A 10,825-nucleotide genomic window follows, 5' to 3' on the forward strand; every position below is an offset into this window, starting at 1 on the left:
AATATCTGGGGTGTCCTGCACGGGATCACCGATATTGGCTTTGGTATCGCAATTGTCCTGTTCTCGAAGGGCACGATTGGGGGCTTTGTGGATATACTGGGGTTCTGGGCAATGATGTATGCTTTTCTACAAGCCGTTCAAGCCATGTACGCGTTTATGGGAGCCCGTGGCGTGAGAGGGGCCGCGGGGATAAGCAGTAGTAGCTTTGTTCATTTTGCGAACGTACTAGCGGCTGGTGGGCTGACCTTTACACTGCTATTGCTCCCGGCGGGTTTTACGGATTCGATGGGCTTCATTGGCGTCTTCCCGATCATTTTGGGTATTCTTATTGTCGTACTTACTACCCAGATGCGAACGCAGGCAACAGCCTCCCTTTGAAAGGAGGCAGTGAGACCTTATAAAGAGAGGGTTATTGAAAGCCTGGCGCTGGTAGCGCCGGGTCTTTTTGTGTAGCAAGATAGAATTTGGCCACACTTGGGGAGATGTGGCTGAGTAATATTTCAAGCCGGTTGTAAGTTTGGCCACCTACCCTGGCATAGCGCAAGGCTTAAAAACTTTATTACCACGTGCTAACCATAGCCTGATCGGCTTTAAGCGTTAGCCGGATACTGGGGGAATCTAAAGCCAGTTTAGCTAAGGCTTTATAAATCCCTTTGACGGCCTCTTCAATGCGGCTCCAGCCTGCTTCGCTACGCAGGTCGATACCCATCATCGTCCGGTCGTTCTGCGCTTGTATGGTCAGAAACGATAGCGCACCCAGCATCACCGCCGAGATCGCCTGGTGATCACCGCCCTCAAGGAAGGCCAGTTGCTGGGTTAGCCGGGTCAACTCAGCATCCAGACTGGTGCTGATTGTTTCAGCCAGTGGCTCCTTTTCGGTGACGGCAGCCTTAAGTAGTTCTCGGGAAGCCCGGGAGGCCCGCATCCGACGAAAAAGTTGTAAGGCCTGACCTGACCAGATGGGCGCTAAGGCGGCGGGGCTAGTGGGCTGAATTTGGTCCAGCCAGGCGGGGTCGTAATGAGGGACGATACGGCCCATCTTAACATAGTATTCCAGCAAACCTTCTAAACTACCAAAGTACCGGTATATAAGTACTTTGCTGACATTAGCTTTTTCGGCGATAGCGCTTATACCGACACCGGGCAGTCCTTTCTGAGCTAATAGTTGTTCTAAAGCGTCTACAATACGTTGGGTGGTGTCAGCTCGGTTTCGTTGTAGTTTTTCCATAAACAGGTTGAGTAAATTATTATAGTTAATGTATTAGACTCTTTAAGGCTATTAAGGTCACTAACATTTTAAAATAATTGATCTTCATTACCTTTTAAGAAATAACAAACCATACAGGGTAACATTAAGCTCAGATTAAATGCTTACGTAATTAGCCAAGCTGGTAACTGCAAAAAAAAGAAAAGGGGCGGTGTCACCGTTTTTGCATTAATGTATTAATCTCAAACATTGCAGCTTGTAAGTAGTGTCTAGGAGTAAAGCAATCTCAATGAATCAGAAGCTAGCTGATCAACTCCGGCTCGAACTCCAGGCATTTACCCGGCTTGACACTTCCAGCAAGTTGAAAAGTATCACCGAAGCCTACAACCGTATTTTAGGCATTGTTCAGGCGATGATGCTAAGTAGTGACAAACCAGATATACACGCGAGGGCCTGGAACTTGTTGAACAACGATGCTTACAAAGCCTTATCAGATGTTCAGGAAGGATTAACGGGCAACTTGGCCGAATTGAAAAGTAAGATCAGTCAGGTGGGGGAATTGCTCTTACAGCCTAAAGCTTAATTAGCCTCATAGTGTCAGTGATATAGCTCCATAAATCACTCAAGCGCTACAATCTAGTTACGGCTTAATTACTCGTGAGTTTTGGTAAGATCGTGCCTTAAATCGCGCGTATTTATTTCAAACAAAAATGCCCCTCATGCCAAGGGGCAATACCAACTATTTAGCCTAGATAAATCAGGTCAATAACTCGGAGCCAGCGTTAAATGTTTACAGCATCCATGAAATAGGTTTGTCTAGTAACTTCCGTCGTTTACGACCAATCTTTAGTCGTTCACAACCTAGAGAAAGGGGCAGACTACTGAATTGCTAGCTTTGTTTTAGCACCTAACCGCTTCTGCTCCAACAGGTGAGCAGCCTGATTAATCAACGTTCGTTGATTAGTCTATTTAACTTCCTTCCTCTTTGCCCGGACTGCAATAGTCCGGGCTTTTTTGTTGTCTTTTAAGAAAAAGGAGTAACTTGACTCATAAGGCTAAATTATCAAGTACCCGAAGAAGGAGCAAATGAGTTAGTCTGCGTTTTCACCCGTAATTTTTGGCGTTATGAGCGACCATCAATCTCAACGATTGCCTGGGGATAGACCAACACTGGCATCTGTTCACCAGCTTGCCATTGAGCGGGCAAATGCCTTAAACCTATTACTCGAAAAAACAATGGATCGTCAGAATTCACTACTGAAACGGATGCGACAATTGGAAGACCGGATTGAAGCACTTCTGAAAGACGTTCAGCAACTAAAGTAAATAAGCCAGACAACCATCCCTCAACTGAAGAATGGCTGTGATTAAATCCTCTTTATACATCAATTGCGATTGATATATGAATATAACTTAATGCGACTAGATAGTATTAGCAGAGTGAGACAACGGCCTGATAATAAAACAGCCACCACTCAAATGAGTAATGGCTGTAGGTCCTTGCAATAATAGTTCATTAGTTGAAACTACCTGGCTCCCCCCATGGCTTAATTAATGAGGTGAAGGTCTAGTTTATAAGGAACCCTTCGCCTGAAGACTGCACCGTTCTACGACGACCTCGATAGTTTTTTGAACAGTTACGGTTTCAACCGGAGACTGTAAACCCGCTTCTTTGGCTACACAATCAATCAGGCGCTACAATCAATTTGCGACTTAGTGATTGGACGATTCAGTAAGATCGTGCCTTAAATCGCATCAGTATCCTAACGATAAAGGCGGCAGCGAAGCCGTTTCCCACCAATAAAACCGCAGTTCATTAAAATAAGTCACCCAGCCCGCAAAGTCGACGGGCTTGACTACATAAGCCGATATACCTACCTGATACGACTGCTCAATATCAACCGGGTCAGCCGACGAGCTGAGCATGACAATCGGAACCAGGCTGATCGAGGCAGGCATTGCTTTAATCCAAGTCATAAACCGCCAGCCATCTTCCCTACGGGGCAGATACAGATCCAGCAAAATGAGTTTTGGGATTTCCCATTCCTGATAGCGCCACGCCTCCAACAAGCTCATAGCCTGCTGAATCGTGGCCACCCGCTCGGTTGTGACCTCACCTAAGCGTTGCTGCCAGGCCCGGCTCATGAGTACCCATTGATCCTCGTTATTTTCAATGATCAATACTTTGGCATTGCTAAAATTGGCTCGTATGGCCGCTACAGAGCTACTCATTAATACCTATCAAATGGATGTTTATGGATTAACTAAGTAAAACCCGGCTTGATTAGTAAGGCTTATCCTTCCATTCACGCTACAGAAAAGTTCTAGCGTAAATAGATTGACTTTTTAGCTCTCCTTCGAAGCCGTCAAATGACTAAGTCGGGCAGCGGCTACCGGAAGATAAGCCCGAGATACTGGCAAAAGCTTTCTATTGGCTAATTCCACCCAACCGGATCGGCCTTTCTGGTGCTCAAATTTTTGAGCATGCCGGACATTAATAATCGTTGACCGATGGATGCGGACTAAGCCCGCGTAGTGTTCGAAGGTATGGAGGGGTTGAGTAACCATCAAGGCCTTCTTCTCTTTTCGGTGTACCCGCGTGTAGCCCGCTTGGCCCTCCAGCCAGAGAATAGACTCGATAGGAATAGGATCGGGGTAGCCCGGCAACTTTAAAGTTTCCATAAGAATGTTAATGAAGTAGTATATATACGGCCGTCAACGATCCTGAGTTTTTTGTAAGCCTCAACCAAGTGCAAAAGGCGGATCTCTGAACAGGCTCAAACAGAGCTTTATATGGCCATTCCGGGTCTTAACAATTCAAGCGCTATTCTGTCTTAACCCCCTGAATGGCTGGACAAAATTGTAAAAACAGTTTAGTCCTCTTACATTCAGAAATCATGAGCAAAATTAGGCGAAGTTTCACCCCCGAAGACCGCTATTCTATCGTTCAGGAAGCCATCCGCGATGGCCATGCCGAGACTTGTCGCAAGTACCATCTATCCCCTTCGTTACTCCGAAAATGGCGGCTGAAATATTTGACTAAAGGGAAAGAGGGACTGAAAGACTCCTATTCACGCGTCGACCCCCAACTCCGGGTCTTAGAGGAGGAGAACGAACGATTAAAACGGATTGTGGCCAAACAAGCCCTAGAACTGGAAATCAAAAGTGAGTTGCTAAAAAAAACGCCTATTCAACTCAGGAGAAGTTAGCCATGATGAAACTGTTCGAAGCCCGCGTTAACCGTACCCTGTTATGTCAGTGGCTTGACCTGCCTCGGAGCGTGTATTATTACCAACCCCAAACAGGTACTGCGGGCGCCAAACCTAGCCAATCGACGATGAAACTGGATGGATCGTGGGTCGATAATCAACAGGTCGTAGGCAGCATTCGGCAACTGCTAAACGTTGAATTCAATGCGCTTGGCTATGAATACGTCACGTATGAGTTGAAAAAAGAATACCTGATTAACAAGAAGAAGGTATATCGACTGATGAAGGAAAACAACTTGCTATTGGGTACTATGATTCGGCCGACTGGTAAGCGGGAATACGTTAAGTTCAGGCGGATCAAGGCCACCAAACCCTTGGAGTATCTGTGTTGGGACATTAAATACGTTTGGGTGCAGGGTGAACGGAGGAACTACTATCTATTAAGCGTCATTGATGTGTACACCCGTAAAGTCCTAGCCTGGTTATTTCAGGTCGGACCGCCGAAGCGGCAGTATTCGTCAGCTTGACCTGATTAATCTATTGCGACGAGTGAACTTGAGTCATGAACTGAAAGGAGTCATTCTGCGAAATGATAATGGCAGTCAGTTTATAGCCCACTCGGTCCGCAACCGCTTCGGCGGTCCGATTTTTGAAAAGCTCGGAAGTCAAGCAAGAGTTTACCCACGTGGCCACCCCAGAGGAGAACTCGTATATTGAGGCCTTTCACAGCATTTTGGAGCATGATGTGATTGAACGTAATGTATTTGACAGCTACTATGAAGCCAAAGAAATGTTAGCACGTTACTTTTCACATTACAATTACCATCGGCTTCATCGCTCGCTTGGTTTTATGACACCCCAGCAAAAATGGGATGAAACGGAATTGATTTATGACACAACTTTTTCAGAAAATCCGTCCAGCTAATAGGGGGCTAAGACATAATATGGTGTTTTGAGCCATGAGTTATGGGTAACAGCGAGCCCGCCTGCAGCGTACGATCCAGAAAGCTGTGGGCTCGATTGTATAACTGGATGTGGGAGGCACCAGCTACCGGCACTACATCAGTGTACACGATATCGCCTGACTCGCCCTCAATGGGAACCAGTTGATAGATGAAGGACTGAGGTGATTGGGCCCAGCTGTAGAGACTGCCTGGCCCCTGCAGCAGCCAGCCAAGAACAATAAATTTGAGCCAGTAGGGACAAAATCGCCTTACGTATAGGCTGACAGCCTTGACAGATAGAATACGCTCCATAACAAGTTAGTTGGCTTACTGATAACAGGAAGAATTGATAACGTACTTGTGAATGGAGATAGACCCGTCTTGACCGTTGGGCTAACTCAAAGGTAGCCAGGATTCGCTACCGATTACCATTGAGCGGATAATATACGCTTGGTTACAGCTATTGCTTAAAAGATAGAACCCCACCGCCTGTGGCTTACCCTAGTGGAGTAAAGCCAGCGTCTTCTTGTGGGAGTCCCTTATGCGTCGGCTACGATAGGCCCTTAACGAGTTACTATCCTTATAGGATGACTGAATGATGAGTTGCATTACCGAATCGTATAGCACGGCCCACCCTGATAATATGTTTATACTTTACTTTACAAGGCTTAAAGGGGGTCGTTCAAGCCTTGTAAAATGAACCGCAACTAGTACTTTTGGGCAGATAAAGCAGGTACACTATGGTCTATTATGAAGTTCAGTTTCTCCCACCGGTACAAGGTGAGTGGATTACCATTAAGGAGTTTGACGACTCCACCGGAGCGCTTTTACCCCTTTCTGACTCTGCCGAGCAACTGAGCCTGGAAGAAGCCGAAACGCGGCTAATGGATCTCTCTAAGAAATACCCCTTCCTCACCTTCCGAATCAACAAAGTAATTCTATAAGCCAATGGCGAAGAAACCAAGGTCAATCGTAGCCAGCGTTGGACCGGCTAAATACGTTGCTTACTATCGTGTATCGACCAAAGCCCAGGGTGAGTCTGGTTTAGGCTTGGAGGCTCAGCGGTCGTCCGTTGCCGGATTCGTGAAAGGAGGCGTATTAGCCGAGTTTACGGAAGTAGAATCCGGAAAGAATAACCAACGGGTTCAACTGGGTGCCGCTATTGATTGCGCCAAAAAGGAGGGTGCCATACTGGTCATTGCCAAGCTTGACCGCTTAAGCCGGAATGCGTCGTTTATATTTACCCTGCGGGATTCGGGGGTTAACTTTCAGTGCGTCGATATGCCGGACGCCAATACATTAACCATTGGCATCTTTGCTACACTGGCCCAACACGATCGCACCGGCGACCCGGCGAGAATTGATCAGCTCTCGGACAAAGTCCGCTCTCCAGGCTAAACGGGCCCAGGGAGCTAGGCTCGGTAAACCCGAAAACCTAACGCCTGAAGGGCAACGAAAAGGGGGAGAAACCACCCGGCGCAATGCACTAGCGAATGAGAATAACCGCCGGGCCGCCTCGATGATTGTCCTAATGCGTCAGGCGGGTCGGAATCTAACTCAGATTGCAGCGGAATTAAACCGGGCCGGTTTCCGAACGGCCAAAGGTGGCCGGTTTCAGGCTACTCAAGTGATGCGGTTAGCTAACCAACACGCCCACAGTTGACTTAATCAGGCCATTTTTCTAGGCCTGCGGCAATGCGCAAAGCGCGCTGGACATCTTCCCAATAATAGCCACTGTCATAGCCCGTAGACAAGCGGTCGCAGATAGTCAAAAAATCATTAGCGGTATCAAACCGTAGCTTCTCGGGAGCTGGTTGATTAGGTTGAGTTGGGAGTTGATCCGATACGCCTTCCATGGTTGCAAAGTAAACGTAAAATGACACAAAAAAGCCCCATTGGCTGGACCAATGAGGCTTAAGAAGTATAACAGGATTAAAACGCTAGTTTGAACGGTTTATTGTGCATGCTGAAACAGGAACGGCCATATTTAGCACTTTTTTGCTCCTGATTCCTTTGCCTGAATTTAGATGTGTAGTGAGCCAGCCGACAAGAAGCTTAGTTTAACCTGAACTCGGGCTTCACCGATTCGTTGACTTGGCTCGCTAGATTGGTGGCATCCTGGGCGATTTCAACCACGATTTTAGTGTGCTGTTGATACTCTTGTATAATCTGCACTAAAATGGCTTGTTTTTCGAGTAAGCGAGCCTTCTCCAACTCGGCCTGCAAATGGCCAATGGCGTATATTAAGGCGGGCCGTACCGTCCAGTAGCGTAAGCAACGCAGTAACAAAGGGGGTATACTGGGTTCTTGAGCGTCACCAGGTCCAGCTTCCTGACAGACTGTTTGTTGCAAAGTGAACACCTCCAGCTCTTGAAGAATATATCGATAAATCGTCTCATCACCCTCCCCGTTAACAAACTCAGGGTGTTCTTGAATGATGGCCGTTAGTAACCGCTTCTGTTCGTGCTTTCTAAGCAGTTTAGTGATCCAGTTTACCATAAATACCTACGCTGGGCCTTCCATTGGGGTCACATTTTCTTATTAGAAAAAGGCCAGTAGCTTACAAAAGGTTTTATCTAGTAGACTTTTTTAGCGGACATTTGCGAAATGCCTTGGGACTTTATGATACCGGATGCGTTTGAAAAAGAAACGCTTAAGATGCGTAAAACCTACTCGAGGCCTTATTTCACCGGACGTTTGTAAAATGCTATAAGATTAAGATCCCGAAAGCCCAAACAGATGTATTGCGGGAATGCTTACTAAAATAAAATTCAGGGTTTGAGTGGGAAAGGGTGAGAAAGAGGTTAACCCATTTAAATGTAGTAAGCCATCAAATCCGTAAAGCTTACAAACATATGAAGGCAGCGGCACGCTGCACTTCATACATCGATTCGATTAGTTAGTCTTCCTGGTTGGTAACCTTGGGTTTGCGACCTCGTGGTTTACCAGTATAAGCCGGTTTAAGATCAGAAGTTTGTAGGGCCAGGGAATAGCCTATTACCCCCTCTTGATAAGGAAAAGGCGAAAGGCTAAACAGGTACTTGGTCGTCTTATAGGCAATGCCCCCTTTCTGGAGAATAAACGCTAAATCGATGATATAACTTTTAGCCGCTTTGAGGAGGGTAAAGCTCTCATCCTGGTCATCCTGGGTGGGCACTAGGTAAATCGTTTTGATTTTTCGTTTACCCTGGTCGGTGCCAATTTGAAAACGGGCCGAATCGGCCTGGAATTCTAATTGATCAATTGTTTTGGCGGGAAACACGAGCTTACCGGTCGGTGAAATATAGCCTTCCAATTTTATGGGTTTAGCTTCTTTACCTTTTTTGGTTTTTGTTGGCTTGGCTAAGGCGTTATCTTGAGGCGAAAAAAAGCGGATCGTCTTTGGTTTCATTGAGTTATCTATTAGTCAATTGGTTTACTGACAAACATACTGAATAATTGATCATTAAGGGGTAAAACTTACTTAATTGGAGCGCCAAAAAATTGTATTTTCCCTAGTCAAGTTACATATGATATCTCATTTTAAGGGAATATTCTAAGATTACCCTCACCATAGAGGCCCTGAAAACAGCCCAATTGGCCTTTGGAAAGGGAAGAAAAAAAAACCTATCATGTTAAGCGCTTAGTCCAAGACTTGACCTGTTTCAATAAGCCTTGTACCGTGCCTTTTTTACGGTACGCTCTGTTGAGTTGATAACAACATCGACATTCTACTTTGCCCCTGTTCCAGTCCGTTGATTACCCGCGGAGATCAAGCTAGCTTGAGGGCATTGATCGTTGGTGTGATATACCAATTCTTGTAAACAGTAAAAGGGGGCTACTTGAGCCATTTTGGCAGAATGAAATAGTTTGCCTTTTAACTCAAAGAAAGGTGAATTTAGTGCCTACTGGCTTTTACTTGGCAAGCTACCAAATTATTCAACAGCCAAAATAGGCGTTTCAAGTACCCTAAAAACAGCTATACTACGGCAAAGCTGCTTTTAATAGATAAATCAGCTCCTCCTTATCAAATACAATCCTCATCAAGTAGAACAATTCTCTTATTTTTTTGTACTGACAGTATGATAAACACACTGTCTTTACGAGTACTGCTAGTAGACGATGATCCCGACGATCGGCAATTAATTCGGTGGGCCTTGACCAGTGCCATTGAGCCAATCGTCATCGAGGAAATGACGACTGGGCAAGAGTTGATTGACTGGTTGACTCAAAGACGAAAGCTACTGGCCGAGCAGCTACTCGCCGATGCTATTTTAGTGACGGTTATCCTACTGGATATGCACATGCCCCAACTAACGGGTTTAGAAACGCTCCAATCCTTAGGGGATATGAGTGAGCTGCCGTACATGCCCGTAGTGATGCTGACCGCTTCGATGAGTGATCAGCTCAAGCATCAGGCTTATCAGCAGGGGATTCATCTGTACATGATCAAGCCCAGCGGTGCCAACGGCTTTTATCGGGTCGTGGAGGCCATCAAGCTTTGTTATCGGGATACCTTACGCCAACGAGAACGGGACAAGCTAGCCAACGACTTCCATTGAGCTACGGTCAGTCGATCGAATTCACCTAACATAATCCCACTTTTACAACAAGACAAGATGAGCGTATCACCCAGATTAAAGAGCAGATTTATACTTCTTGTACCCGCTTATTGGGCTTGTTTATTTGATGAGATTATAACTATTACTCATCAATCTAAAGAGTACTGGGAAGGAAATTTGAAAGCAGCCAATGAAGGTAACCCATTCGGCGCGTTTCTAATGGCTAATTATGTTTCCGGCATCTTTCTAATCTCTGTTGTCTGGTTGATAATTATTGGTATTATCGGTTACTATGTATCTCATAAACTCTTGAAAATTTTTGTACTATTCGTCTTACTAGCTCATACATGGGGCGCTTCAAGTTGGTTAAGTCCACACTATGGTTTTTGGTCAGTGATGGCTTTTATACTATTTAATTCCGTTTTATTCGTCAAAATAGAGGAGTACTATTTAAGTACTTATAATGTTTTTTCTTGGATAGAGAAATAGAAGATTTACGGAAAAGTATAATTACCTGTGATCTCACATAACTTACTCAATTCTTTATTTATTCTCTTTACATAATCTTAGTTATACAACAGACTGTATTCCTCTGAAATAGCTTGACACCAACCGTGTAAAGTTATGACCGAGAACAAATTGGCTCCAAGCCAGCAAAAGTACAAAACCGCCGTATTTCGACGGCGAATCATTGAGCGCCTACGCTTACAGATGGTCACTGAACAGCAGGTCTTGACCGAACTTGGGATTTCTCGTACCTTACTCAATCAATGGAATCGAACCTACCAACGCTACCAACTTGTGTGGTGGTTTAAGCCCGCCCGCTTTCCCCGTTTTGTCATGAAAAAGCCCATCACGGATGAAGTCCAAGCGCTCAAACAAAAACTAGCTGATACCGAAGCAGCTTTGAAACAAGAACGGTTA

General features: G+C 45.5%; 18 protein-coding genes. 12 read left to right on the plus strand and 6 right to left on the minus strand.

What is annotated here, in order from left to right:
- Positions 1-378: hypothetical protein (locus BM202_RS35830; protein WP_093835312.1), on the plus strand; the 378-nt coding region annotated here is incomplete at its 5' end.
- A gap of 181 nt (positions 379-559) precedes the next feature.
- On the opposite strand, the gene BM202_RS35835 is transcribed toward BM202_RS35830, so the two are convergent.
- On the minus strand, positions 560-1,228 hold the full coding sequence (locus tag BM202_RS35835; RefSeq protein ID WP_093835314.1) for a TetR/AcrR family transcriptional regulator: 669 nt from the start codon (positions 1,226-1,228) through the stop codon (positions 560-562).
- Positions 1,229-1,496: 268 nt separating this feature from the next.
- Here BM202_RS35835 and BM202_RS35840 point away from each other — a divergent pair, with 268 nt between their 5' ends.
- A complete protein-coding gene (locus BM202_RS35840) occupies positions 1,497-1,790 on the plus strand; it encodes a hypothetical protein (protein WP_093835315.1) in 294 nt (97 codons plus the stop codon).
- Between the two features lie 542 nt (positions 1,791-2,332).
- A complete protein-coding gene (locus tag BM202_RS36990) occupies positions 2,333-2,533 on the plus strand; it encodes a hypothetical protein (protein WP_143100888.1) in 201 nt (66 codons plus the stop codon).
- A gap of 429 nt (positions 2,534-2,962) precedes the next feature.
- On the opposite strand, the gene BM202_RS35845 is transcribed toward BM202_RS36990, so the two are convergent.
- Together BM202_RS35845 and BM202_RS35850 are read right to left on the minus strand one after the other, a co-directional pair.
- On the minus strand, positions 2,963-3,439 hold the full coding sequence (locus BM202_RS35845; protein WP_093835317.1) for a response regulator: 477 nt from the start codon (positions 3,437-3,439) through the stop codon (positions 2,963-2,965).
- 114 nt (positions 3,440-3,553) lie between these two features.
- A complete protein-coding gene (locus BM202_RS35850) occupies positions 3,554-3,889 on the minus strand; it encodes a LytTR family DNA-binding domain-containing protein (protein WP_093835319.1) in 336 nt (111 codons plus the stop codon).
- A 215-nt stretch (positions 3,890-4,104) separates the two neighbouring features.
- On the opposite strand from BM202_RS35850, the gene BM202_RS35855 reads away from it, so the two are divergent.
- From BM202_RS35855 to BM202_RS38995, 6 genes are all read left to right on the plus strand, one after another.
- Positions 4,105-4,416, plus strand: coding sequence for a transposase (locus BM202_RS35855; protein WP_093835335.1), 312 nt, complete (start codon positions 4,105-4,107; stop codon positions 4,414-4,416).
- 2 nt (positions 4,417-4,418) lie between these two features.
- Positions 4,419-4,943, plus strand: a complete 525-nt coding sequence (locus tag BM202_RS36995) for an IS3 family transposase (protein ID WP_143100889.1) — start codon at positions 4,419-4,421, stop codon at positions 4,941-4,943.
- A gap of 122 nt (positions 4,944-5,065) precedes the next feature.
- The gene (locus BM202_RS37000; protein ID WP_143100890.1) at positions 5,066-5,341 is read left to right on the plus strand and encodes an integrase core domain-containing protein; all 276 of its coding nucleotides are present in this window, start codon (positions 5,066-5,068) and stop codon (positions 5,339-5,341) included.
- 759 nt (positions 5,342-6,100) lie between these two features.
- Entirely contained in the window at positions 6,101-6,304 is a 204-nt protein-coding gene (locus BM202_RS35870) for a hypothetical protein (RefSeq protein WP_093835323.1), read from the plus strand.
- Between the two features lie 4 nt (positions 6,305-6,308).
- Positions 6,309-6,758, plus strand: a complete 450-nt coding sequence (locus BM202_RS38990; protein WP_317039751.1) for a recombinase family protein — start codon at positions 6,309-6,311, stop codon at positions 6,756-6,758.
- Positions 6,721-7,023, plus strand: a complete 303-nt coding sequence (locus tag BM202_RS38995) for a hypothetical protein (RefSeq protein ID WP_317039752.1) — start codon at positions 6,721-6,723, stop codon at positions 7,021-7,023. The genes BM202_RS38990 and BM202_RS38995 overlap by 38 nt, the downstream gene beginning before the upstream one ends.
- Position 7,024: 1 nt before the next feature.
- On the opposite strand, the gene BM202_RS35880 is transcribed toward BM202_RS38995, so the two are convergent.
- From BM202_RS35880 to BM202_RS35890, 3 genes are all read right to left on the minus strand, one after another.
- Complete coding sequence (locus BM202_RS35880; protein ID WP_093835325.1) at positions 7,025-7,216, minus strand: hypothetical protein; 192 nt, start codon at positions 7,214-7,216, stop codon at positions 7,025-7,027.
- A gap of 199 nt (positions 7,217-7,415) precedes the next feature.
- Positions 7,416-7,859 carry a hypothetical protein gene (locus BM202_RS35885; RefSeq protein ID WP_093835327.1) on the minus strand — a complete coding sequence of 148 codons (444 nt, stop codon included), beginning with the start codon at positions 7,857-7,859 and terminating at the stop codon, positions 7,416-7,418.
- Positions 7,860-8,259: 400 nt separating this feature from the next.
- On the minus strand, positions 8,260-8,751 hold the full coding sequence (locus BM202_RS35890; RefSeq protein ID WP_093835329.1) for a hypothetical protein: 492 nt from the start codon (positions 8,749-8,751) through the stop codon (positions 8,260-8,262).
- Positions 8,752-9,421: 670 nt separating this feature from the next.
- On the opposite strand from BM202_RS35890, the gene BM202_RS35895 reads away from it, so the two are divergent.
- The 3 genes from BM202_RS35895 to BM202_RS35905 form a co-directional block, all read left to right on the plus strand.
- Positions 9,422-9,901 (plus strand): response regulator, encoded by a 480-nt coding sequence (locus BM202_RS35895; protein ID WP_093835331.1) that lies wholly within the window; start codon positions 9,422-9,424, stop codon positions 9,899-9,901.
- Between the two features lie 57 nt (positions 9,902-9,958).
- Positions 9,959-10,390, plus strand: a complete 432-nt coding sequence (locus BM202_RS35900; protein WP_093835333.1) for a hypothetical protein — start codon at positions 9,959-9,961, stop codon at positions 10,388-10,390.
- 135 nt (positions 10,391-10,525) lie between these two features.
- A partial coding sequence (locus tag BM202_RS35905; protein WP_093834519.1) for a hypothetical protein occupies positions 10,526-10,825 on the plus strand: 300 nt, incomplete at its 3' end.

The organism is Spirosoma endophyticum, from assembly GCF_900112365.1.
Classification (GTDB): domain Bacteria; phylum Bacteroidota; class Bacteroidia; order Cytophagales; family Spirosomataceae; genus Spirosoma; species Spirosoma endophyticum.